Source organism: Conservatibacter flavescens (genome assembly GCF_002795425.1).
Lineage (GTDB): Bacteria > Pseudomonadota > Gammaproteobacteria > Enterobacterales > Pasteurellaceae > Conservatibacter > Conservatibacter flavescens.
The window spans coordinates 76199-101521 of the sequence record NZ_PHHA01000003.1 but is presented as its reverse complement, the minus strand read 5'-3'; the positions used below and the strand labels follow the sequence as shown (position 1 = coordinate 101521).

Annotated in this window: 24 protein-coding genes and 1 riboswitch; of the genes, 19 read left to right on the top strand and 5 right to left on the bottom strand. The window is 38.5% G+C overall.

What is annotated here, in order from left to right; all coding sequences use genetic code 11:
* Window positions 1–103 precede the first annotated feature (103 nt).
* Together selA and selB are read left to right on the top strand one after the other, a co-directional pair.
* Window positions 104–1489, top strand: a complete 1386-nt coding sequence (gene selA / locus CVP05_RS02425) for an L-seryl-tRNA(Sec) selenium transferase (RefSeq protein ID WP_100287976.1) — start codon at window positions 104–106, stop codon at window positions 1487–1489.
* A complete protein-coding gene (selB, locus tag CVP05_RS02420) occupies window positions 1486–3345 on the top strand; it encodes a selenocysteine-specific translation elongation factor (protein WP_100287975.1) in 1860 nt (619 codons plus the stop codon). The genes selA and selB overlap by 4 nt, the downstream gene beginning before the upstream one ends.
* Window positions 3346–3386: 41 nt before the next feature.
* Here selB and CVP05_RS02415 read toward each other — a convergent pair whose 3' ends face one another.
* Complete coding sequence (locus CVP05_RS02415) at window positions 3387–3953, bottom strand: acetate uptake transporter (protein ID WP_100287974.1); 567 nt, start codon at window positions 3951–3953, stop codon at window positions 3387–3389.
* A 182-nt stretch (window positions 3954–4135) separates the two neighbouring features.
* On the opposite strand from CVP05_RS02415, the gene CVP05_RS02410 reads away from it, so the two are divergent.
* Window positions 4136–5683 carry an ABC transporter substrate-binding protein gene (locus CVP05_RS02410; RefSeq protein ID WP_100287973.1) on the top strand — a complete coding sequence of 516 codons (1548 nt, stop codon included), beginning with the start codon at window positions 4136–4138 and terminating at the stop codon, window positions 5681–5683.
* Window positions 5684–5732: 49 nt separating this feature from the next.
* Here CVP05_RS02410 and CVP05_RS02405 read toward each other — a convergent pair whose 3' ends face one another.
* The 3 genes from CVP05_RS02405 to CVP05_RS02395 form a co-directional block, all read right to left on the bottom strand.
* Entirely contained in the window at window positions 5733–7322 is a 1590-nt protein-coding gene (locus tag CVP05_RS02405) for a tannase/feruloyl esterase family alpha/beta hydrolase (protein ID WP_100287972.1), read from the bottom strand.
* Window positions 7323–7349: 27 nt separating this feature from the next.
* Complete coding sequence (locus CVP05_RS02400; protein WP_100287971.1) at window positions 7350–7757, bottom strand: ACT domain-containing protein; 408 nt, start codon at window positions 7755–7757, stop codon at window positions 7350–7352.
* Window positions 7758–7818: 61 nt separating this feature from the next.
* Window positions 7819–8313 carry a TIGR00645 family protein gene (locus CVP05_RS02395; protein ID WP_243389194.1) on the bottom strand — a complete coding sequence of 165 codons (495 nt, stop codon included), beginning with the start codon at window positions 8311–8313 and terminating at the stop codon, window positions 7819–7821.
* 186 nt (window positions 8314–8499) lie between these two features.
* Window positions 8500–8592, top strand: a riboswitch (TPP riboswitch).
* An 81-nt stretch (window positions 8593–8673) separates the two neighbouring features.
* Here CVP05_RS02395 and CVP05_RS02390 point away from each other — a divergent pair.
* The 13 genes from CVP05_RS02390 to ugpQ all read left to right on the top strand — a co-directional run bounded on the left by CVP05_RS02390 (window position 8674) and on the right by ugpQ (window position 20351).
* Complete coding sequence (locus CVP05_RS02390; RefSeq protein ID WP_100287969.1) at window positions 8674–9393, top strand: ABC transporter ATP-binding protein; 720 nt, start codon at window positions 8674–8676, stop codon at window positions 9391–9393.
* Entirely contained in the window at window positions 9390–10130 is a 741-nt protein-coding gene (locus CVP05_RS02385; protein WP_100287968.1) for an ABC transporter permease, read from the top strand. The genes CVP05_RS02390 and CVP05_RS02385 overlap by 4 nt, the downstream gene beginning before the upstream one ends.
* 16 nt (window positions 10131–10146) lie before the next feature.
* Window positions 10147–10797 carry a thiaminase II gene (gene tenA, locus CVP05_RS02380; protein WP_100288169.1) on the top strand — a complete coding sequence of 217 codons (651 nt, stop codon included), beginning with the start codon at window positions 10147–10149 and terminating at the stop codon, window positions 10795–10797.
* A 12-nt stretch (window positions 10798–10809) separates the two neighbouring features.
* Window positions 10810–11754 carry an ABC transporter substrate-binding protein gene (locus CVP05_RS02375; RefSeq protein ID WP_423739119.1) on the top strand — a complete coding sequence of 315 codons (945 nt, stop codon included), beginning with the start codon at window positions 10810–10812 and terminating at the stop codon, window positions 11752–11754.
* Window positions 11751–12545, top strand: a complete 795-nt coding sequence (thiM, locus tag CVP05_RS02370) for a hydroxyethylthiazole kinase (protein WP_100287966.1) — start codon at window positions 11751–11753, stop codon at window positions 12543–12545. Before CVP05_RS02375 ends, thiM begins: the two co-directional genes overlap by 4 nt.
* A complete protein-coding gene (gene thiD / locus CVP05_RS02365; protein ID WP_100287965.1) occupies window positions 12538–13341 on the top strand; it encodes a bifunctional hydroxymethylpyrimidine kinase/phosphomethylpyrimidine kinase in 804 nt (267 codons plus the stop codon). The genes thiM and thiD overlap by 8 nt, the downstream gene beginning before the upstream one ends.
* Before the next feature lies 1 nt (window position 13342).
* Complete coding sequence (gene thiE / locus CVP05_RS02360; protein ID WP_100287964.1) at window positions 13343–13996, top strand: thiamine phosphate synthase; 654 nt, start codon at window positions 13343–13345, stop codon at window positions 13994–13996.
* Window positions 13996–15219, top strand: a complete 1224-nt coding sequence (locus CVP05_RS02355; RefSeq protein WP_100287963.1) for an NRAMP family divalent metal transporter — start codon at window positions 13996–13998, stop codon at window positions 15217–15219. Before thiE ends, CVP05_RS02355 begins: the two co-directional genes overlap by 1 nt.
* A 122-nt stretch (window positions 15220–15341) precedes the next feature.
* On the top strand, window positions 15342–16652 hold the full coding sequence (gene ugpB / locus CVP05_RS02350; protein ID WP_100287962.1) for a sn-glycerol-3-phosphate ABC transporter substrate-binding protein UgpB: 1311 nt from the start codon (window positions 15342–15344) through the stop codon (window positions 16650–16652).
* Window positions 16653–16712: 60 nt separating this feature from the next.
* On the top strand, window positions 16713–17591 hold the full coding sequence (ugpA, locus tag CVP05_RS02345; RefSeq protein ID WP_100287961.1) for a sn-glycerol-3-phosphate ABC transporter permease UgpA: 879 nt from the start codon (window positions 16713–16715) through the stop codon (window positions 17589–17591).
* Window positions 17592–17593: 2 nt separating this feature from the next.
* Entirely contained in the window at window positions 17594–18442 is an 849-nt protein-coding gene (gene ugpE / locus CVP05_RS02340) for a sn-glycerol-3-phosphate ABC transporter permease UgpE (RefSeq protein ID WP_100287960.1), read from the top strand.
* 13 nt (window positions 18443–18455) lie between these two features.
* Complete coding sequence (locus CVP05_RS02335) at window positions 18456–19556, top strand: ABC transporter ATP-binding protein (RefSeq protein ID WP_100287959.1); 1101 nt, start codon at window positions 18456–18458, stop codon at window positions 19554–19556.
* A 21-nt stretch (window positions 19557–19577) separates the two neighbouring features.
* The gene (gene ugpQ / locus CVP05_RS02330; RefSeq protein ID WP_100287958.1) at window positions 19578–20351 is read left to right on the top strand and encodes a glycerophosphodiester phosphodiesterase; all 774 of its coding nucleotides are present in this window, start codon (window positions 19578–19580) and stop codon (window positions 20349–20351) included.
* Here the strand turns inward: ugpQ and mobA are convergent.
* The gene (mobA, locus tag CVP05_RS02325) at window positions 20335–20913 is read right to left on the bottom strand and encodes a molybdenum cofactor guanylyltransferase MobA (RefSeq protein ID WP_100288168.1); all 579 of its coding nucleotides are present in this window, start codon (window positions 20911–20913) and stop codon (window positions 20335–20337) included. The two genes, ugpQ and mobA, sit on opposite strands and share 17 nt — an antisense overlap.
* 63 nt (window positions 20914–20976) lie before the next feature.
* Here mobA and CVP05_RS02320 point away from each other — a divergent pair, with 63 nt between their 5' ends.
* From CVP05_RS02320 to CVP05_RS02310, 3 genes are all read left to right on the top strand, one after another.
* Window positions 20977–21243 carry a YihD family protein gene (locus CVP05_RS02320; protein ID WP_100287957.1) on the top strand — a complete coding sequence of 89 codons (267 nt, stop codon included), beginning with the start codon at window positions 20977–20979 and terminating at the stop codon, window positions 21241–21243.
* A gap of 29 nt (window positions 21244–21272) precedes the next feature.
* Entirely contained in the window at window positions 21273–21899 is a 627-nt protein-coding gene (dsbA, locus tag CVP05_RS02315; RefSeq protein WP_100287956.1) for a thiol:disulfide interchange protein DsbA, read from the top strand.
* 306 nt (window positions 21900–22205) lie between these two features.
* Window positions 22206–25199, top strand: coding sequence for a TonB-dependent receptor domain-containing protein (locus CVP05_RS02310; RefSeq protein WP_100287955.1), 2994 nt, complete (start codon window positions 22206–22208; stop codon window positions 25197–25199).
* The last annotated feature ends 124 nt before the right edge of the window (window positions 25200–25323 follow it).

The following is a 25323-nucleotide window of genomic DNA, read 5'->3' as shown; positions in this document are numbered from 1 at the left end:
AGGTACAATGTTTTAAATTATAACTGATAGTGTAGTATAGTAAATCTTAATCAATGAATTTTACGAATGTTTAACTAGATTAATGTGACTAATAGGAATAAACATGACCAATCTTTATCAACAACTTCCTTCTGTCGATAAACTTTTAAAAATGCCTCAAGGTGAACAACTTGTTGCGCAATTTGGGCATAGTGCATGTGTTGCAATTTGTCGTGAATTGTTACAAATTGGTCGTGATTTAATAAAAAATCAACAAAAATTACCGCACTTTTTTTCTTCTACAGAACTGACATTTGCTGAGTTAAATTCTCGTTTACAAATACAACAACAGGTACAAATCAAATCTGTACATAATTTGACGGGAACGGTATTACATACTAATTTAGGGCGTGCGTTATGGCCACAATCAGCACAACAAGCAGCACTTAGCGCGATGCAAGATAACGTTGCATTAGAATATGATTTAGAAGAAGGAAAACGTAGCCATCGGGATAATTATATTAGTGAATTATTATGTCGACTAACAGGGGCTGAAGCTGCGTGTATCGTAAACAATAATGCAGCAGCAGTCTTATTAATGTTAGCTACTTTTGCTAAGGATCGGGAAGTCATTATCTCGCGTGGTGAATTGATTGAAATTGGTGGCGCATTTCGTATTCCTGATATTATGGCACAGGCCGGTTGTCATTTAGTGGAAGTGGGAACAACCAATCGAACTCATCTAAAAGATTATCAACGAGCAATCAACGAAAATACTGCATTTTTAATGAAAGTACACAGCAGTAATTACCAAATTTGTGGATTTACTGCAGCGGTAAATGAAGATGAATTAGCGATCTTAGGCAAGGAAAATGGTATTCCAGTCATCAGTGATTTAGGCAGTGGGGCATTAATTGATTTGCGCCAATATGGTCTGCCTTATGAGCCAACGGTACAGGAGAAAATTCTGCAAGGTGTGGATTTAGTTTCTTTCTCAGGGGATAAATTATTAGGTGGCGTACAGGCAGGGATTATTGTGGGTAAAAAAGCGCTGATTGATCAACTACAAGCCCACCCTTTAAAACGTGTATTACGTTGTGACAAAGTGATTTTAGCTGGGTTAGAAGCGACACTACGTTTATATTTACAACCTGAAAAATTGAGTGAAAAACTCACAACGTTGCATTTACTTACTCAACCTATAGAACAATTACAGCAGTATGCAACACAGTTGAAAATAAGCTTAGAAAAACGACTAAGTTCGGATTTTTCTTTGCAGTTAGAAGAAAGTTTGGCACAAATTGGTAGTGGTTCACAACCGATGGCTAAGATTCCTTCTATTGCTGTGACTATTGCACCTAAAAATTCAGGAAAATTGACCGCACTTTTAGCACAGTTTAAAGGCTTACCGAAACCCATTATCGGGCGTATTGAACAAGATAAAATCTGGTTAGATTTGCGTAGTGTAGCGAATATGGAAGATTTGCTGACAACAGTGGAGAAATTATGATTATAGTTACCAGTGGCCACGTAGATCATGGCAAAACCGCATTAATTCAAGCGTTAACAGGAACAAATACCGCACATTTACCCGAAGAAAAAAAACGCGGTATGACCATTGATTTAGGTTATGCTTATTTGCCTGTGGGAGATAAGGTTTTAGGGTTTATTGATGTACCGGGTCATGAAAAATTTCTTGCTAATATGTTAGCGGGTTTAGGCGGGATTCGTTATGCTATGTTGATTGTTGCCGCTGACGAAGGGATTAAACCCCAAACACAGGAACATTTAACCATTTTGCGTTTGTTGCAAATAGAACAAATTATCGTGGTGATAACTAAGGCGGATCGTGCAGGTTCAACGCAAATTGATACGCTTGAACACCAATTGCAACAATATTATCCTTTTTTAGATTCAGCCAAATTTTTTATCACCTCAGCCCAAACGGGACAAGGTATCGAACCATTGCGTGATTATTTATGCCAATTACCGAATTTAGCACAACGGAATAAACCTTTTCGTTATGCTATTGATCGCGTTTTTACTGTAAAAGGTGCTGGAACGGTAGTCACAGGAACGGCATTTTCCGGAGAAGTGAATATTGATGATGAGCTTTATCTTTCCACCGGTGAAAAAGTGCGGGTAAAAAATATTCATGCACAAAATGTAGCAAGTAAACAGGGTCTTGCAGGGCAACGTTTGGCATTAAATATTTCTGCTGATCTAAATCGTACGCAGATTGAGAGAGGCGATTGGTTATTAACGGAAGAGCCATTGGTCGCAACAGATAGAGTAACTTTGTGGTTAGAAGCTGAAAGTCATTTAAATGAGAATCAACCTGTACATATCTACCATGCGGCAAGCCGTACTGTAGGTAAATTAAATTTATTAACAGGGAAATCTTTTCAACCGTATGAGCAAGGGTTAGCAGAATTAATTTTAGACAAACCATTGTTTTTAGCTTATGGCGATAAATTAATTTTGCGAAGTGGTGATGCTAAAAGTGTTATCGCAGGCGCGAAAGTGGTAGAAATTTATTCGCCAAAGCGCCATAAACGCAGTGAAGAGCGGTTAAATTTTTTGAAAAAATTAGTTCAAGCAGATACGGCAGAACAACGAATTCAACTCTATCTTCAGCAACGAGCTATTCCTATTAAACAGATTGCTTGGACGGAACAGTTAAATTCCACACAATTAGCGGATATTTTGCGCCAAAATGGTGATCTTCATTACCAAGATTGGTGTTTTAATGAAGAGTTTGTGGGTCAACAAAAAATGAAAATTTTGACCGCTCTTTCAAATTATCATGCACAGCATGGTGACCAATTAGGGCTAAGTAAAGCGCGTTTGTATCGTATTGCGGCAATTAATCAGCCAGAAAAGTTAATTTATCATTTTATTGATCAAATGTTGCTACAAAAGGAATTGGAACAAACTCGGGGTTGGATTCATACGCCTGATCATAAAATTCAATTTTCTAACGAAGAAGCTGAATTATGGCAGCAAACTGAGCAACAATTTATACAATATCAAGGACAGGCACTTTGGGTACGTGAGTTAGGTAATACTCTTGCAGTGGAAGAATCAATCATGCGTAATTTTTTATATAAAGCTGGAAAATTAGGCTATTTAACTCCTATTGTAAAAGATCGTTTTATGCTAACTGAAACTATTTATCAATATGCGAAATTAATCAAAAAAATTATCGCTAAACAAGGTTCAATCAGTGTGAATCAATTACGTGATGAATTGAATTTTGGACGTAAAGTGACTGTGCAATTAATAGAATATTATGACCGTTGTGGGTTTTTACGTCGCAAAGGGAATCAACATATTTTACGTGATGGCGATGTGTTTGATTTATAAAAATAGGCGATGGAATTCGCCTATTTTTATTGAATAAGACACTATTTTCTTTCACCAATAGGCAAAATAGTTTTAGCGTAAGATTCATTAAGTATTTCTGCTGCGGCTAGATAAAAAGCGCAAAGTGCAGTGATTAAACCTAAATAACCGCCAATATTCACAATACTATGATTACCCGTTCCATCGCCAATAGCAAGGGCATAGAATGTTAAAGTAAGGAAGAAAAAGATAGCGGATAAGGCCTTTGGTTTGGAGAATGTTGCTAAGAACATCATAAGGGTAAATGTTCCCCATGCTCCTAAGTACCAAGCGACAAAGGTCGCTGGAACATTTTCTTTGAAAAATGTGACAAATAATGCCCAAGACCACCAAAATGCACCATAACTAATAAAGGCTGTAAAACCGAAAGTATTGCCTTTTTTGAATTCAAACATTCCGGCGATCATTTGTGCTGAACCACCAAATGCAAATGCCATACCTAATACAAGGCCTAAGCTTTGAGAATCAAAAATTCCAGCATTGATTAAACATAATAACCACGTAGTTAATGCAAAGCCGCATAAGCCTAATGGACCTGGATTAGCGAAGTTGTCTTTAGTCGCTGACATAATGTTATTTCCTTAAAAATTGATATAGTAGAATTAAAAAGTGCGATAGTATGAGGGATTTTTTGCATGAAATAAAGCTAATTTAAATATAACTTATTTTTCATTGAAAAATAATTAATGCAAAGTGGATAATTCTGTGTTAAATTTCACCACTCTTTTTATTCCAAAGGATATTTAACACAATGAAAACCTTATTTTATAGTTTGTTGATGACATTATTTTTGGTGGCTTGTGGTGAAAAAAATGTTACGCAAGCACAAAGTGCGGTAGAAAAAACAAAAGAATTAGTCGTTGTGGCGCCATGGGAAATCACTTCCCTTGATTTGAGTAAATCTGGTTATCTTTTCCAACGCATGCAGTTAGTCGAAACCTTAGTTGAGGTATTGCCTGATGGTACTTTAATTGGCGGATTAGCGGAGAGTTGGCAAAATAATCAAGATGGAACAGTGTGGACATTTATGCTGCGCCCGGACGTTAAATTTCATAATGGTTCCATGCTTACAGCGGAAGATGTTGTAAAAAGTTTAACGGTAGCATTAACGAAGCCTACGGTATTAAAATCCGCACTGATTGAACATATAATCGCACTTGATGACAAAACTGTACAAATCACTTTAGGAAAAGGATTAATCGCATTTCCCGCTTATCTTACCCACTCAACAGCAGGGATTTTATCACAAACATCTTTTGACTCGAAAAATAAGATTCATCAAATTATAGGTACAGGGCCTTATCAAGTGGTTAACATTGAAGCACCACAAAAAATAGAACAAGTTGCATTTGCTGATTATTGGGGAGAAAAAGCAAAAATTAAACAGGTTTCCTATCTTGCTAATAGCCGCAGTGAAACACGTACTTTATTAGTACAAAGTAATCCTAATTATTTAGTGTTTAACCTTGATCCTGCAAGTACTCAACGTCTATTGCAAGACCCGAATTTACAGGTTCAATCTCAGTCCATTGCACGAACAATTCAGTATAAAGTTAATGGTCAACATCCTTTATTTTCAGATATACGAATTCGGCAGTTATTAAGCCAAGCTATTGATCGTAAAGGGATTGCGGAATCTGTATTACGTATCCAAAATGGCATGGCTGAAGAATTATTCCCAAATGCTTTTGCGGATTGGCGTTTAGGCGTGGAAAATCAACAGCCTAATTTTGGGCAAATTAAAGCAGATCTTATTGCGTTAGGTTTTACTGAAGATGCTCAAGGTATGTTACAAAAAGCAGGAAAACCGTTTAAATTTACCTTAAAGACCTATTCTGATCGTCCAGAGCTACCTATTATTGCAACAGCATTACAAAATCAATGGAGACAAATAGGCGTTGATGTGAATGTATCAATTAGCAATTTTTCTGATATTCCTGCGGGTCATCAAGATGGTTCATTAGAAATGGCATTATATGGACGTAATTATGGCATGATTCCTGATCCTATGGGGGTGTTATTAGCCGATTTTTCTCCTAATGGAGGGGATTGGGGGGTAATGAATTGGCAAAGTGAGTCGCTTAATCAAGCATTAAATACCTTGCAAATGACGACTGATAAAGCAAAACAACGGGATTTAAAACAGGAGATTGCAAAAATTATTTATACTGAGCGCCCTATTACCCCAATTGTGTTTTATCAACAAAATATCGCAGCAAGTAAAAACTTGCAAGGGCTTAGTATTGACCCATTTGAGCGCAATTTTGCATTAAATAAATTAAGTTGGGCACAATATTAGTATTTTTATTAACGGCTGCAAATTCCTGAGTATTTACAGCCGTGATAAATTATTTACAACGGAAACTACTTTCTTGATTTTCATCTCCACCAATATATGTTGCAACTTTTGGATAAGCACAAATAGGTTGTGTTTTATTCGGGAAAGTTTTTCCTGTTGCTAGCATAAATTGAGGGTTTTCGCCTTTTTCTGCCCAATCTTCTAATATGGTTAATGGATCGAAATTATCTAAAGCAGGGCCCTGTCCACAGTGATTCATACCTGGAATCATAAATAACTTAGCAAAGTCATCACCATTTGGATTATCTGCGAGTAATTGTTTAAACCAATCTCGTTGGTCTAACGCTGAAAATACGGGGTCAGAAACCCCTTCAATAATAATCATTTTGCCACCGCGAGCAACAAATGTACTTAAATCTGTGGAAACGGCATCATTGATTGCTGCTGTTTGCGCTGTTTTTTCAACATCTTTATCCCAATTAAATTGGCTAAGATCAAAGTGCGGTTGGAATGGCGTCATAAAATAGTGATTAACGGAACTGGCGGCCATGGTAGCGAAACGAGAATTGGCTTGTGCTGTTTGAGCATCGCCAAGTTTCCATGCTCGCCACCCCTCAGCGGCGATTCCGGTGTCAAAAGGAAAACCGGTATAAATGGCTTCACCTTGACTATTTTTAGCGCCACCAAAAACCGCTTTAATCAATGTTAATTTTTCAGGCGTAAACTTATCTGCGACATGTTCTGGCGTAAAATCACATTGTTCCCAAGCATTAATAATGCCATCTTTTAGCCCATCTTTAGCATCACATTGTTTTAGTACGCCTTGAACTAAAATATCAAAATCTTGTTGAGTCAGTGCATTCGCTAGAATTTTTTCACCTTTCTCATTGGTTGGCGCAGCTTGTAGATAGTGATTGGTTTCCCATACGGTATTAAGGGCCGCGCGAGAAAGCCTAAAACCTGGATTGCCTGCGACAATGCCATCAAATTCAGTTGGAAAACGCTGTGCAGCTAACATTGCCGCTCGTCCACCGTTAGAGCAACCCATGAAATAATTTTTTTGTGGAGCGCTTTGATAAAGAGAAATGATAAGTTGTTTTGCTGTGGTAGAGACTTTACCAATAGCCGCATAAGCATAATCAAGGCGTGCTTGTTGGTCTTCGGCGAAGCTCGCATCACGGCCTTGATGGCCTGAATCCGTAGATACAACAGCATAGCCACGTTGCAAAGCCGGCTGTGCGGTCGCATTACGGAAAGGTATGCTACCAATGGCATTACCAACAAAACCATCCATTCCGCCACCTCCTTGATAGAGGAATTTGTTATTCCAATTTTGTGGTAAACGAAGTTGGAACTGAATGCCGTAATGTTTACCATTTACGCCTATACGAGGTGAAATTTCACCTTCGATTAAACAATGTGGTACTAATTTATCTTGTGTTCCTGATGCACCAGAAAGGGCAGCTGCTTTGTCATTTCCGAGTTCTGCAGCCGCTTCAAAGGTTGCTTTTGTGATCACTGTTTGATAAATATTCGCATTTTTTAACCCTTCACATTGTGAAATAAAGGAATGATCTTGAGCTATTACAGATGGGCTTAATGCTAGGCTAATAAATAGGGTTAATAATTTTTGTTGCATAAAAAATCCTCTTATTTTTACCGCACTTTATGACGATTTCCCTTGTTGTAATGCTATTAGGGTTGTCATGGCGAGTTCTTTTTTCTCAAAAGGTACAAAAATATGATCGTGATAATGGCCTGCTACCACATTACAGCTAATGCCTGCGTTGCCAAGTGCGCGGGAAAAAGCAGCTGTTAAGCCTACAGCCTCAAGATCAGAATGTACATTTAAGGTAATCCATGCGCAAGGAAATTGCGCGGGAAGTTGATATTTTTCCGCAGTTTGTTGACGAATAATTAGGGATAATCCCTCTTTTTCTCTGATGCTAGCGATAATTTCTGTTAAAGGTAAGCAATGGTCTTGGTTAACCGTTGTATAGACAAAACATCCGTCATTAAGTACCGGCTGCATGGATTGTATAAGGGTGTTTAGTTCATTAATAGGGCTTGTCATAAACTCTTTCTCAATAAAATTTAGTTAAAAATAACCGCACTTTTCTGTGCGGTTGAGGTTCTTAGTGGTTTTTATGACTCGTGCTGTATAGAATTTTATCCGTTAGCGCCATTGCAATAGCTGAAACTAAGAATCCTAGATGTAAGAATAATTGCCACATCATTTGTTTTTCAGGCAAATTGCCGACATTAACAAATGTTTGTAACATGTGAATAGACGAGATACTAATTATTGCCATAGATAATTTTACTTTTAGGACAGAAGCATTAACATGGCTTAACCATTCTGGTTGATCGGGGTGGTTTTTGGTATTCAGTTTTGAGACAAAAGTTTCATAACCCCCAATAATCACCATCACTAATAAATTCGCAATCATCACCACATCAATCAAATTCAATACGGCTAACATAATCATGTTAGAGTCCATTTCATTTAAATTGATAATTAATTCCCACAATGATTTTAAAAACTTATAAGCATAAACACCTTGTACAACAATTAAACCAAGATAAATTGGCATTTGTAGCCAGCGGCTAGCAAAAATAATTTGGCTCATAAGATTAGGGGCTTTACCTCGTTTTATTGAATGAGTTGTTTGAGGGGGTAATTGATTATTTTCCATTATTGCGTTCCTTAAAAAAGAGAGAGCGAGGAAATTACCGCTTTTTGTATAAAAATTCAATATCTATACAATATTTTTCTATTCCTCTTGTCAAGTATGGCTTATTTCAGTTACACTTTTGAATATTAGTCGGGGTGCTACAACGTAGCTGAGATAATACCCGTTGAACCTGAAACAGCTAGTACTGACGTAGGAAACTAAATATGACCATTCATCACTTTTCTCTTTTATATCTCTTTATTTCATTTTTTTCTAAAACGTTGGCTTTTTTAACCGCACTTTAATGGTGATGCCATGAATGTGGTTGACGTTAAAGACCTGAGTTTAACCTATGCTCAGCGCCCTTTATTTGAGAACCTTGATTTTAAACTTAAGCAAGGGGAATGGGCGGTATTGCTTGGCCGTTCTGGTGTGGGAAAATCGAGCTTGCTACGGGCTATTGCTGGATTGGAAAATGAAGCAATAACGGCAGGTTCAATTGTTATTCAACCCAATTTCAAGATAGCTTGGTTAGCCCAACAAGATGGGTTATATCCTTGGCTAAATTTAATAGATAATGTTCAACTTGTTCATCATTTAAATGGAACAAAAAATGCTGAAACTCGGGAACAAGCCCTTAAATTGTTGTTTCAAGTAGGCATGCAAAAACATTTGCATAAACCTTGTTATCAACTTTCAGGAGGGCAACGTCAGCGAGTAGCGTTGGCTCGGACCCTAATGCAACAAGCGGATATTATTTTAATGGATGAACCGTTTTCGGCCCTTGATGCGGTAACGCGTTTGCAGCTACAAGATCTTGCGGGAGAATTATTGGCAGAGAAATCAATATTATTGGTAACACATGATCCACAAGAAGCCGTGCGTTTAGGGGATCGCTTATATATTTTACAACAAAAACCGCCTTATTTATCTCTTCTCACCGCTTTTCACCAACCGCGCCCTCGTCAATGGGTGGCAGAGCAACATCAATTGCAACAGCAATTAATTCAGCAATTAATGGAAGATAGCCTATGAAAATCATCAACATTTTGTTATTAGGCGGCATATTGATTGCGTTGTGGCAAGGTATAGTATGGCTATTGGATTTGCCCCATTATTTGTTACCGCAGCCGATGGCGGTTTTTCATCAATTAATCACACAAAAAGCCTTATTATGGGATCATGCCCTAATTACAATGTTAGAGATTGGATTAGGTTTAATATTTGGCTTTTTATTTGGTTTATGTTCTGCCTTTTTATTGTCTCTTTCATCGCGTATTTCTGCGTTATTGTTACCTATATTAGTCATTTCTCAAGCCATTCCAGTATTTGCTATCGCGCCTTTATTGGTGTTGTGGTTTGGTTATGGTTTAGCTTCAAAAATTGTGATGACGATTTTAATTATTTATTTCCCTGTGACGGCAGCCTGTTATGACGGTTTGCGTAATACGCCAAAAAGTTGGTTACAACTGGCGCAAACGATGGGGGTATCGAATTTAAGGCTTTTATTTAAGGTACGTTTGCCTGCAGCCCTTCCTGCTTTGGCATCGGGCTTGCGTATTGCTGTTTCTATTGCACCTATTGGTGCAGTGGTGGGTGAATGGGTGGGTTCATCAAAAGGTTTAGGCTATTTAATGTTACAAGCTAATGCCAGAATGCAAACGGATATGTTATTTGCCGCCTTATTTATTTTGTTATGTATCGCATTAGTCATTTATTTTCTGACGGACTATGGCTTACGTAAAGCCTTACCTTGGATTGATAAAACATAAAGGAGAAAACATGGATATTGTGACACAATTAATTCAACAAGCGCGTCCTTATTGGCATGCTTATGTACGGCACGAATTTGTTCAGCAATTAGCGCATGGTACATTAGCGAAGACCAGTTTCCAGCATTATTTGAAACAGGATTATCTGTATTTATTTCACTATAGTCGAATGTTTGCCTTAGCGATGTACAAATCGGAAAATTTTGCTCAGATGGAAGTATCACGAGAGCATCTCAATGCTGTATTAGATGAAATTCAATTACATATTAAGTATTGTCAGCAATGGGGAATTGATGAACAAACATTATTTTCTACTCAAGAATCTAGCGCATTGATAGCTTATACGCGTTATGTATTGGATTGTGGTATGACAGGTTCGTTGGCTGAATTGTATGCGGCTATTGCGCCTTGTATGCTGGGTTATGCTGAGATTGGACGTTGGATTACAGAAGAAAAATTAAGTGTTGCGAATAATCCTTATCAAACTTGGATTGATACTTATGCATCTGATGAATTTCAACAAAGTGCGGTCAAAACGCGTGAATTTTTAACCGCACTTTACCAACCATTAACAACGCAACAACGAGAAAAAGTACAACATATCTTTACAACGGCTACACGTATGGAAGTGGCATTTTGGGAAATGGGATTACATTGTCAGGTATAGGAAGAAATTATGATGAAAAAAATGCGTTTTTTACTTTTTATGATTTTAGGTATTTCATGGTCTGTGCAAGCAGAGAAACAAAAAATCACACTATTATTAGATTGGTTTGTTAATCCTGATCATGCCGCATTAATTGTTGCTCAACAAAAAGGTTACTTTGCCGAAAATGGTTTGCAAGTCGATATTATAGAACCAGCGGATCCATCTATGCCGCCGAAATTAGTGGCAGCTGGACAAGCGGATATTGCGGTGAATTATCAACCCAGTCTACATATGCAAGTAGACGAAGGATTGCCCTTAATTCGTATTGGTACGCTGATTTCTTCACCTTTAAATAGCTTGGTCGTATTGCAATCTAGTCAGATTAGTCATCTTGCTGATTTAAAAGGGAAAAAAGTGGGTTATTCCATTAGTGGGTTTGAAACCGCTTTATTGGATACAATGTTAAAGTCAGTGGGGTTATCAGGAGATGACGTGGAGATGATTAATGTCAATTGGTCATTATCCCCAGCGTTAATTAGTGGTCAAGTCCATGCGGTTATTGGTTCATTTAGAAACTTTGAATTAAATCAACTTGATATTGAAAAACATCCAGGTAAGGCATTTTTTCCTGAACAACACGGCGTACCGTCTTATGAAGAATTGATTTTGGTGGTGAATAAAGATCGCCTACAAGCGCCAAAATTTAAGCAATTTTTAACCGCACTTCAACAAGCCAGTGATTATGTGCGAGCGAATCCTGATGAAGCATGGCAAGTCTTTGTTAGTTATAAACCTCAGGAATTGGATAACGAGCTTAATCGTCGTGCTTGGCGCGATACGTTACCTTATTTAAGCCAACATGTTGGCATATTAAATCGTCAAAAATATCAAGAAGTTGCTGAATTTATGGCTAAGCATAAACTGATTAAAAAAATACCAAACATAGAAGATTATGCTGTGGAGTTAGTAAAATGAATTATATTGCAGAGATTCGTCAACAAAATCCCTTAATCCATAATATTACTAATATGGTGGTTGCCAATTATTCGGCTAATGGTTTATTGGCTTTAGGGGCTTCACCTATTATGTCTTCTGCCCCAGAAGAAATGGAGCATCTCGCTCAGCTTTGTCAGGCGCTTGTGATCAATATTGGTACTCTTAATGTCGCTCAAGTGGAAGCGATGTTAATTGCCGGTAAAGCCGCTAATAAAAATGGTATTCCTGTTGTTCTTGATCCTGTTGGCGTGGGGGCTACGCCATTTCGCCGTCAAACGGTACAACGTCTATTAGATAATATTCAATTTAGTGCTATTCGTGGTAATGCGGGAGAAATCGCCACACTTGCGAATGTGGATTGGCAGGCCAAAGGCGTTGATGCGGGAGAGGGCAAGGCAGATTGGCATACTGTTGCAAAAACGGTGGCAAACGCAAATGGTTGTGTGGTTTCTATTAGCGGTGAAGTGGATTATGTGAGTGATGGTAAACAAGTTGTGACCATTCATAATGGAACGCCAATTTTTCCGAAAATCACAGGCTCTGGCTGTTTGCTTAGTGCGGTATGTGGTGCGTTTTTAGCGGTGGAAAAAACATCGCAAAATCTGACCGCACTTGTTAGAGCATGTACGGCTTATGCTGTCGCGGGCGAACGGGTTATGCAGGGGATAAGCTCCACTCAAACAGGGCAATTTGCCATACAATTATTAGATCAATTAGCCATTTTAGATGATGAAACTGTGGAACAATATGGGAGAGTAAATTATGTCTAATTTTCCTCAAGCTTTGACTATTGCTGGTTCTGACAGCGGCGGTGGCGCGGGTATTCAAGCGGATTTAAAAACGTTTCAAATGCGTCGCGTGTTTGGTACATCTGCAATAACCGCGATTACCGCACAAAACACTTTAGGCGTATTTGATATTCATTCTATTCCTCTTACGACTATTGAATCGCAATTAAAGGCTATTGCGGAGGATTTTAGTATTTCAGCCCATAAAATCGGCATGCTTGGCACAGTGGAAACAATAGAATGCGTTGCCAATTGTTTACGTCAATATGATTTTGGTATGTTAGTCCTTGATCCGGTGATGATTGCTAAAGGGGGAGCGCCTTTGTTAAAAAATAATGCTATTGATGCATTGCGACAACAATTATTGCCTTTAGCAGATGTGATTACACCAAATTTACCGGAAGCCGAAGCGTTAACGGGTATTGTGATTAACGATCAACGCGCTGTAGAAAAAGCCGCTCGACAGTTGCAGGAATGGGGAGTAAAAACGGTGGTGATTAAAGGAGGACATAGCCAAAATTCCCAAAGTGCGGTCTGTTCTGACTGGGTTTTTACTCCAACGGAACAATTTACTTTCGAAAGCCCACGTTTTCCTACTCGACATACACACGGTACCGGTTGTACTTTTTCGGCTTGTATTACGGCAGAATTAGCTAAAGGCAATAGTATTTATGACAGTATTCAAACGGCAAAAGCTTTTATTAGTGCAGCGATTAGCCAACCATTAAATATTGGGCAAGGACATGGGCCAACGAATCATTGGGCATATGGAGTATAGGATGCATACCTATTTGAATTTATATTTTATAGCGGGTACACAAGATTGTCGTCATCTTGATGGTGATCCCAGTGATAATTTATTACATATCTTAGAACAGGCTTTGCAAGGTGGGATTACGTGTTACCAATTTCGTGAAAAAGGCGAAGGTTCACTGCAAGATTCTGGTCAAATTCGGCGATTAGCACAACAATGCCGCGATTTATGCCAGCGTTATCACGTCCCTTTTTTTGTTAATAATGATGTGGCTCTCGCATTAGAATTGGGGGCAGATGGCGTACATGTTGGACAAGATGATATGCCCATTGAACAGGTTATTCAACACTGTCAAGGTAAATTAAAAATAGGCTTGACCATTAATAATCTATGGCAAGGGAAGAAGGCGGCAGAAATATCCGGTATTGATTATTTTGGTGTAGGGCCGATTTTTTCCACTCAATCTAAAGTCGATGCGAAAAATGTGGTTGGGATTGAGCTGATTAAGGCGATACGTATGGCTGATATTACTCAACCTATCGTGGCTATTGGTGGAATAAATACAACAAATTGCATAGGGATTCGTCGTGCTGGCGCTGATGGATTAGCTGTGATTTCTGCGATTACGCGCTCTACCCAGCGGCAACAAGATATAGCTTATTTATTGGATACACAATAATGTCGAAAGTACAAATTTTTGGTCAATTTGGACCAGGTATTATTATGGCGTCTTCTGCTGTTGGCGGTTCACACATTATAGCCTCTACTCAAGCAGGCGCCTATTATGGCTATCAATTAGCTTGGTTTATTATTATAGTCAATTTGCTGAAATATCCTTTTTATCGTTTTGCTTTTGATTATAGCGCGCAACATGGTAAAAGCGTTTTGCAAGGTTATGGCGAAAAAGGAAAGGGGTATTTGTGGTTATTTTTGGTATTTAATTTATTTGCCACAGTAGTGAATGTAGCGGGAGGTACGCTGTTATCAGCAGTACTACTTGCATTATTACTACCAGTGGAATTACCTCTAAATGTATTGAATATCTTAGTCCTACTGAGTTTTTTATTCTTGTTATTTGCAAAGCAATATCAAAATTTAGATCGTGTCTCTAAACTGATAATGTGTTCTTTGTCGATAATTACGTTGATTGCATTAGTTATGGCATGGCAGCAACCATCTGTGCCACTCCCTACGGATTTTGTGGAAACATCGCCTTGGACGATTGCCGCCATTCCTTTTCTCATTGCATTAATGGGGTGGATGCCGGCACCAATGGAATTAAGTGTTTCTGCTTCCCTTTGGGTGGTGGAAAAAAGACGTTTAGATGCAAATTATCAAGGTAAAAGCCTTTTGGATTTTAATACAGGCTATATGGTGACGATTGTTTTAGCATTAATGTTTATGGCGTTGGGCGCGATGGTGCAATATGGTAAAGATATTACGCCGTTGAGTGGAGGAAAATTTGTTCATCAATTTGTGGATATGTATGCCTTGAGTATTGGTGAATGGAGTCGTTGGTTTATCGCTTTCATTGCTTTTGTGTGTATTTACGGTACAACGATAGTGGCAGTAGATGGTTATTCACGTTGTAACCAACAAGCGGTGTTTTTATTAAAACACGGCACAAAAAGTGCGGTGCCGATTAATGAAGTTTTGTTGCGTTATTGGATTATGGGGGCATGTATTACGGCATTTGTACTGATTCAATTTTTTAGTAATGCAGTCGGTAAAATGATTCCTTTTGCAATGGCGGCTTCTTTTGTTTCGGCACCAGTCTTTGCTTGGCTTAATTTCAATCTGGTTAAACAAGAAAAAACAACGTCCACATGGTTAAAAATACTCGCTATTTGTGGATTAAGTTATCTTATTTTGATGGTGGTGATCTATTTTTGGGTGATGTAATCCATTGTCATAAAAATGTCATAATTTATTGTTAGTATTTTTTACCGTGCAAAAGTGCACTAGCAATTTTGATTCAATGGTTTGGTTATAATTTCAATACAATAATCATGATAGAGGTGAAAATGAAACGTTTACTAACTAAAGCAGCGCTAATTTCTGCGCTCGCAGCTGGTTCTCTTTCCGCTTATGCCAAAACAGAAATTCAATGGTGGCATTCTATGGGAGGATCTTTAAATGAATGGGTGAATGATTTAGCAAACCAGTTCAATGCTAGCCAAGAAGAATATAAAGTTGTTCCTGTATTTAAAGGGGAATACCCAGAAGCACTTTCGGCAGGCATTGCGGCATTTCGAGCAGGTAATGCCCCAGATATTTTGCAGGTTTTTGAAGTTGGCACTGCCACAATGATTTATGCCAAAGGCGTGACAAAATCAGTCAGCGAGATTATGAAAGCGGCTGATGTTCCATTTGATCCTAACCATTATATCCCAGCGGTAAGTAGCTATTATACCGCCCCAAATGGTGAAATGCTTTCCCTTCCGTTTAACAGTTCTACTACGGTTTTATACTACAACAAAGATGCTTTCCAAAAAGCTGGCCTTGATCCAGAAAAAGCGCCAAAAACATGGAAAGAAGTACGTTCAGCCACAGAAGCATTGAAAAAATCTGGTCATAGCTGTCCAATGACGATTTCTTGGATTGGTTGGACACAATTAGAAAGTTTTTCTGCATGGCATGATGTGCCTTATGCAACAAAAAATAACGGCTTTGATGGCTTAGATGCAAGATTAGCATTTAATTCGCCACTACATGTTCGTCATATTGAAAACTTAGCGAATATGGCAAAAGAAAAACTATTTGTTTATCACGGTCGTGAGTCTGCCTCTCAACCTGCTTTCATTTCTGGAGAATGTGCGATCTTTATGGGGTCTTCAGGCTCTTATGCTGGCATTAAACGTGATGCAAAATTTAATTTCGGTGAGTCGACTTTGCCGTATTATGAAGATGTAGCAGGCGCGCCGCAAAATACGATTATTGGTGGCGCAAGCTTATGGGTATTAGCAGGTAAACCAGAATCGCATTATAAAGGGATTGCGAAATTCTTTGATTTTATTTCTCAACCACAAGTTCAATCAAATAGCCATATGCGCACAGGGTATTTACCTGTCACGTTGAAAGCGTATGAGTTGACTGAACAATCTGGTTTTTATAAAGAAAATCCGGGCACAGATGTACCTGTTGAGCAAATGGTACGTAAAACGACTGACCGTACGCGTGGTGTTCGTTTAGGCAATATGCCACAAATTCGAACAATTGTAGACGAAGAGTTGGAGCAAGTTTGGACTGGTAAGAAAACAGCACAACAGGCGCTAGACTCTGCGGTTAAACGTGGTAACGTCTTGTTAGAGCGTTTTGAGTCCGTAAATAAATAATTTGGTCATCTTAATTAAGGCGAGCAACAGCTCGCCTGTATTTTATTGAAGAAAAATAATATGAAAATTCATTATACTCAATATCGTCTGTTACCGTGGTTATTGTTATTGCCGCAGCTTTTTATTATTGCGGTATTTTTCTATTGGCCGGCTATTCAATCGTTGTACCAATCTTTCCAGATGCAAGATATTTTTGGTTCGGTTTCTTATTGGGTTGGTTTTGATAATTTTAAACAGCTTTTTGATGATCCTACCTATTGGGATTCTGTGTATACCACAGTATATTTTTCCTTTTGGGTAACATTATTAGGGCTAGGTTTGTCTTTATTTCTCGCATTTTTTATGCAGCGTGTTATAAAAGGCGTGGTATTTTATCGCACTTTCCTGATTTTACCTTATGCCGTTTCTCCTATCGTGGTAGGGGTATTATGGATGTTTATGTTTTCACCGTCTTTCGGCATTATTACTTATGCTTTAGAGCTCATAGGTATTGACTGGAATCACAAAATGAACAGCGATCAGGCTATGTGGTTAGTGATTTTTGCCGCGATTTGGAAACAAATCTCTTATAATTTTTTATTTTTCTATGCCGGTTTACAGGCAATCCCAAAATCTTTGATCGAAGCTGCCGCAATTGATGGCGCAGGGCCTTGGCGACGTTTCTTTACCATTCAATTTCCATTGCTATGGCCAACGACATTCTTTTTATGTGTAATTAACATTGTATATGTGTTCTTTGATACTTTCGCTATTATTGATTCTCTCACTCAAGGTGGGCCGGGTAAAGCGACATCAACCCTCGTTTATCGCATTTATTTTGATGGATTCAAAGCGATGGATTATGGCAGCTCTGCGGCACAATCAGTGGTATTAATGTGTTTTGTATTATTGTTAACGGTGATTCAATTCCGTTACATGGATAAGAAGGGAGGGTATTAATCATGGTTGAAAATCGCCCTTGGTTAACATTTTTTTCTCATATTAGTTTATTGATTTGTGTTGCTTTAATTTGCTTCCCGATTTACTTAGCATTTGTTGCTTCAACACAAACGGCGGCTGATGTCATTAGTTCACCTATGTCATTATTATTAGGTGGACATGGAATAGAGAACTATACTGCAGCGTTAACCGGTAGTGATACCTATGCGGGAGGTTTTTCGGTATCACGCATGTTATGGGTAACGTTTGTGATGACACTGATTATTGCTATCGGAAAAATTGCTATTTCATTGTTATCCGCCTTCGCTATTGTGTATTTTCGTTTTCCCCTACGTAATCTTATTTTCTGGTTAATTTTTGTGACATTAATGTTACCTGTAGAAGTTCGAATTATTCCAACTTATGAGGTCGTGGTAAATTTAAATATGATCAATAGCTATGCAGGTTTAACCATTCCATTGATTGCCTCTGCAACGGCGACTTTCTTATTTCGTCAATTTTTTGTCACCGTGCCTAATGAACTATTGGAAGCCTCACGCATGGATGGCGCCTCAGCCATGACTTTTTTTAAAGATGTATTAGTGCCACTTTCTGTGCCGAGTATGGCGGCGTTATTTGTGATTCAATTTATTTATGGTTGGAACCAATATTTATGGCCATTATTGATGTCTACCAGTGAAGATATGTTCCCATTAGCGATTGGATTACGCCAAATGATTGGCAGTGGTGACGGCCCAATTAGTTGGAATATTGTGATGGCTAGTGTGATTTTAATGCTGATTCCGCCTATTGTGGTGATTCTTTCTATGCAGAAATGGCTCGTTAGCGGTTTAATTGATTCAGAAAAATAACAGGATAAAGAATATGGCTACTTTAACACTTAATAATATTACCAAACATTATGGTAGCGCCAAAAAACCGGGCGAATTAATTTTGAAAGGCATTGATATTGATGTTCAAGATGGTGAATTTATTGTCGTTGTCGGCCCTTCTGGTTGTGGCAAATCTACGTTATTACGCATTATTGCTGGATTAGAAACCTCATCTGGTGGCGAAATTTATATTGGGGGAGATAATGTCACCGCATTAGAGCCCTCGCAACGCAATATCGCAATGGTATTCCAAAACTACGCACTTTATCCTCATATGAGTGTGCGTGAAAATATGGCATATGGTATTCGCTTAGCCAAAATGCCAGCAGATGAAATTGAACGTCGCATTACTGATGCCGCAAAAATGTTGGAATTGGAACCGCACTTAGATAAGAAGCCGAAGCAATTATCAGGTGGACAGCGTCAACGTGTGGCGATGGGACGAGCGATTGTTCGTCAGCCAAAATTGTTTTTATTTGATGAACCCCTTTCCAATTTAGATGCTAAATTACGTACTTCGACACGCCTTGAGATTCGTCGTCGTCATAATCAGATTGGGACAACAACCCTTTATGTTACCCATGATCAAACAGAAGCAATGACATTGGCTGATCGGATTATTGTTATGAATAAAGGGCATATCGAACAGTTCGATACACCAGAAAATATTTTTTCTCGTCCAGCTTCAACGTTTGTCGCGAACTTTATTGGTTTGCCTGCAATGAATTTATTACAAGTACGTGTGCAAGATAGTCATATTTATTGCGGGCAGCAATTATTGCGCCATATCCCTATTCCGGAAACTATCCAAAAGAGCGGTAAAAAAGAATGGATTTTAGGTATTCGCCCAGAACATATTCGCGTTTTAGATGAGCCGTCTGATGATGCTTGGTATATGAATGTGACGATTAGCGAATTATTGGGTTCTGAACAACTGATTTATGGGGATATTGATCAACAAGGGATTATTTTACGTCAAAGCGATATTCGACAAAATTTGTTACATACTGCAAAACGTAGCAATTTATATGTTCAACCAGATTTAACCCAATTACATTGGTTTGATACTGACAACCAATTACGCGTGGAATAATGTGAATAGAAGGAAAATAAAATGAAATACCCTTATCCAAAATTTATTGCCCATCGTGGTGGTGGCAATGCTGCACCTGAAAATACATTGGCTGCCTTTGAACTCGGTGTAGAAAAAGGTTATACCATGTTTGAATGTGATGTTAAGTTGTCTGCCGATGAAACACTTTTTTTATTACATGATGATACTTTAGATAGAACTACTTCTGGGCAAGGTAGTGCGAAATTAGATTGGCAACGTTTGAGCCAATTAGATGCGGGAAGCTGGTTTTCTGCCAACTTTCAGGGAGAGCCGGTTGCACGTTTAGACGATATAGTCCATTTTGTGTTGAAAAAAGGCTGTTTTTTAAATGTTGAAATTAAACCGAATCCGGGACAAGATTATAAAACAGGTATGGCTTGCGCCAAGTTTTTACAACAATTTGAGCAGGAAGGGAAACCTTCACCTTTCTTACTATCATCGTTTAGTGAAGAAGCTTTACAAGGTGCGTATGATGCTCATACGGCCACACCTCGAGCATTGTTATTAGATGAATGGCGCGATTCTGCGTGGGAAACGGTGAGTGCTTTAGAATGTGTGGGTTTTGTATTAAATTATCAAATCGCAAGCCAAGAGCTAGTAGCACAATGCCATATGATTGATCGCTTTGTGATGGTATATACAGCGAATGAACCGCGCGATATTAAACGATTATTTAATAATGGTGTAGACGGTGTGATCACCGATAATATGAACTTCGCGCAAAGTTATGAGGGATTGATGTTGCAAAAAAGCCAAATTAAAATTGGATTGTAGCTAAATCATCTAAGGTATTCACATTGGTAAAAGCTTCCGGTTGTTCGGAAAAATCGACCGCAATGGCGCCATGTGTATGCATAAATTGTAACATTCGGCGTTCGCCTTTTGCTAGATAGTCCGAAAGTGCGGTTAATAATTGGCAAGAAATAAGACAAAACGTCGGGTGTTCACGTTGTCCATCGTGGGCATAAGCTATTAAAACTCGTTGATTTTCTACCGCACTTTTTAATTTTTCGGCTAAATTTAAGGGCAAAAAAGGACAATCACAGGGCACAAATAAGACATAATCTGTTGTGGCATGTGAGAGTCCGCTTAGGATTCCGCTTAATGGTCCTTGAAAATTGGCAAGAATATCTGAGAAGACCTTTAATCCACTCTCAGCATATAACTCTTGATTGCGATTAGCATTAATGGAGATGGTTGACACTTGTGATTTCAGTCGTTGATAAATTATTTGGTAAAGTGGGGTATTGCCTAACATTTGTAACCCTTTGTCTACACCACCCATACGTTTAGCTTGTCCCCCAGCTAAAATAACGCCACTAATTGTGATTGTCATGTTTTCATCTCGCATTAATTCAAGTATCATTAATGAATGTAGCATAAAAACGAGGAAAACCCTATGAAATGTCATCGTTTAAATGAAGTATTGGAACTTTTACAGCCATATTGGTCTAAAGATCCAGAGTTGAGCTTAATTCAAATCTTACAAAAAATTGCGGGTGAAACGGGGTTTGATAAATCGGTAACAGAATTACCTGATGAAGTCATTATTTATCATTTAAAAATGATTGATAAAGACAAGTCAGAGCCGATACCCGGCATTAAAAAAGATTACGAAGACGACTTTAAAACTGCGTTATTAAAAGCGCGTGGTATTATTAAATAATTCATTCTCATTTAATTAAGGAAAGTAATATGAAAAAAATTTCTGTGATTTTAACCGCACTTTTAGCTGCTGTCAGCACAGCTTCAATCCAAGCTGCGCCATTAACTGAAGGACAGCAGTATATTTCTATTAACCAACCTCGTTCGGCACAACCGGAAGTCATTGAGTTTTTCTCTTTCTATTGCCCACATTGTTATTCTTTTGAAATGGAGTATAAAATCCCAACTCAAGTCAAAGAAGCTTTGCCTGAAGGGACCAGTTTTAAGCAATACCATGTGAATTTCTTGGGGCGTCAGTCGGAAAATCTAACCCGAGCATGGGCATTGGCGATGGCGATGGGAGTAGAAGATAAAGTAAAACCAGGTTTATTTGCTGGGGCGCAACAAAATAAATTCAGTTCAATGGATGATATTCGCCAAGTTTTTATTGATAACGGAATTAGTGCGGAGCAATTTGATTCAGCGATTAATAGCTTTGCGGTGAATAATTTAGTGAATCGTCAAAATACTTTAGCAGAGTCATTCCAAGTACGTAGTGTGCCAGATTTTTATGTGAATGGTAAATTCCGTGTCAATCCACAAGGTTTAAGTAATGACAGCGTGAATAGCTTTGTTACTGAGTATGTGGACACCGTGAAAGAGCTATTAAAAAAATAAGCGTTTATAGATAACGCGTGCCACTCTTCAATTGTCAGGAGAGTGGCATATGATTGATTCACAATAACGTCCTAGATTTATCTTTAACTTTTTTACCTCGTATACAGACAATTTGTCATATCCCGTTTTTCAATCTTAATACATTGCCAATTTCTTATCTCAAAATGAATTTATTTAACGATAAATTTGTTTGACTATACATTTTTTTGATATTCCTCTTGAAGTTATGAATTAATTTTACTAATATTTACATTGTTGTTTATGATAATCATTATCATTTATTTGTTATTAGTAAGGTATTACATAATGAAAAATCACTCTCTTTATTGGAAGTCATTGTTAAGCATATATAGTTTCATTTATGCGACCTATACTTATGCAGATATGGCGCAACTTGATACTATCTTTGTGAGTGGATCAGCAGAACAAAAAGAGCAACAAGCAAAGGATGAGGTGTATCAGCGCAATATTACAAACATGCATATAGGTAAAGAAACCGTAGAACGTTATAAAGGAAGCGCGCCTGCGGATTTATTTCAAAGTTTTAATGGGGTATATAGCGGTGATGCGCGTAATAGTGGCGCGGTTGATCCAAATATTCGAGGTGTACAAGGACAAGGGCGAGTTCCCGTGACTATTGATGGCACAGAGCAAGCGATCACGACGTGGCGTGGATATAACGGGGCGAATAATCGTAACTATCTCGATCCTAATTTAATTGGCGGAATTACGGTGGAAAAAGGCCCTGAATTAGCTTCTGGTAATCATTCCGGAATTGGTGGCGTGGTAAAAATGCGCACGATTGATGTAGATGACATTGTCAAACTGGGACAAAAAATAGGCGCCGAACTGAAACTAGAAACGAGTAATAATTCCGTAAAAGAGCGTGTCCCTGATTTCAAATGGGGGCAAGATTATCGGGTTGTGGGAGACGGAAGTCCTGGTGATTTTTCGCCTGTCACATTGATTTCACCGAAGACGAAAGGTAAATACTTTAAAGATAATGCACTGCGTTTGGCCTTTGGAATGAAAGAAGAGAAATTTGATTTCCTTGTTGCTTATAGTTATCGAAGTAAAGGGAATTATTTGGCGGGTAAAAGAGGTGCGCATAATTATGAAGGAATTATCGATCAAAAATCAGGACGAGAAATTAAACAGCTTGAACCTAACCTACCTTTTGCGGCTTCTATTTATCGACCTCATACGGAGGTACCGAATACATCAAGTTTAATGGAATCTTATTTGTTTAAAAATACCCTGCGATTAACGGACGCTCAAACCCTGAAAATGGGCTATCGTCATACAAAAATCACTTATGGGGAAATTATGCCCTCTCGTTTGGATTTTCGTCAATTCCATGGTTATATTCCACAATGGCCTCTTGCGACAGTGAAACAACAAGCATTTAATTTAGATTATGCTTATCAACCGAATAATCGTTGGGTGAATTTTAATGCAGGTTTATGGTATACCCGAACCATAAGTGATACGAATACCTCTGGGGGGAATCCTAGAGAAGTGGGGGAAATGGACGTAGATTGGACATTAGCGACCAGTGTCTGTGTTAGCCAAAATCCTCATTCTACAACACCACACGACTTTTTTATTATCGATCAGCAATGTTTGCATCGGCTAGGTTCTCCATTAGTGAAAGCTAAACCTAATATCAATGGCAAATATAATTATGTGAATGCCGCACAAGTGAATGCTTATAACACGAGATATGGGTTTCATCTCAGCAATACAATGTACTTAACAGATAAGCTTGACTTAACGTTGTCGAGCGCTTTTCAAAAAGAGCGCCTGAATAGCCGCCATTTTGGTGAAAAACCGAATCCAAGTAGTACTTATGAAAGCCCACCGCGCGCGGGCCGTCGTCAGGAATGGGATATGGCGTTTAATTTTAATTATCGCCCAACCAATTGGCTAATGTTAACGGCTGGCGCACGTTATAATGAATATTGGTCTTATGATGATTATTTAGATCATTTGGTTAAAACGGATACCCTTTATAATCAATACAATCGTCATATCGCAGTCGGACAAAGAATAGACTACGATGAGGTATTAACAAAACAAGAATGGGATCGTTATACTCAAATTCAACAGAGATTAGCAGAGATATTTGATTGTGCTTGGGACGAAGATCCGGTTTGTGTTGATGAAGAACGGAAATTAGAAGCAGAGCGGGATAAACTGAAAGGCCATGCAGACTTGCTCAGCGATAATGGGTATCGCAAATATCATGTAAAACAATATTACCATTCTGATGGCCGCCTACATCGTGAAGATAATCCTTTTTATAATGGCACATTAAAAAATGAGAAAGTCAAACACCCAGTGACAGGAGAACTGGTTGATAAATATCAACAAACAAATATAGGTGCTATTCAGCAGCCGATTAAGGAAAGCGATAAGCTGACTAAAGTGAATAAAAAACGTGGGCATGCTTTTTCGCCAGCAATATCAGCCACGTTGTTTTTAACCGATCACTCTCGATTTTATGCCCGTTATACGCAATATGCACGCATGCCAAGTATTTTTGAAACGACAGTGGGCTTTTCTGCTAGTGCAGATACAGCGGCACGTTTTAAACATGCGGGGTTAAAACCAGAAAAAGCGCGTAATCTTGAAGTGGGGTATGTGCAGGATTTTAGTCATTATTTTGACCAGCCAACTAAAGCCGATGTGAAGCTGAGTTATTACCATAATCTCACTAAAGATGTGATCGACCGTGATGTGAATTTCCGCTTTATTCAGCTAGATAAACGTAAAATCAGCGGTATTGAATTACAGGCTCGTTTTGATAATGGTGATTATTTTGGTGATCTCGGATTTGAATATCGTTTAAAAAATCAAGTTTGTGATGCTAATACGGCGGTGGAAATGGATCCCGTCGCCATGCGAGTACCTGCGTGTATCACGGGTGGCTTTGCCGGAGGATATTTGCGTACTCAATTACAACCAAAATATTCTATTAGTTCCCACTTAGGCATGCGATTTTTTGAACGTAAATTAGAGGTAGGCACACGATGGCTTTATCACAGCAAAGCGGAAAACAAAGATGAAGAGCGATTGTGGGCGCAGAAAGTGCTTGATAATAGTATTTGGAATCGTCCAATGTCATGGCAGCCGGTGTTATTAGTTGATGCGTATATCAAGTATGCGTTTTCAGAGAATTTCACGATGGAATTGGTTGGGACCAATTTGACAGATCGCTATTATTTAGACCCGATGACACGTTCTATGATCCCCGCACCAGGCAGAACAGTCAAACTCTCACTGACAGCAAGATTTTAGATGTTCAGTAATGAACAACTAAAACAAGGCAGTAGCCCCGTCTGCAAACTGCGCTACTGCCTTGAAAGGATATAGGTCTTCTTTTGATCAGAAGGCCTATAAGTGTTAATCATGGGGAATACCC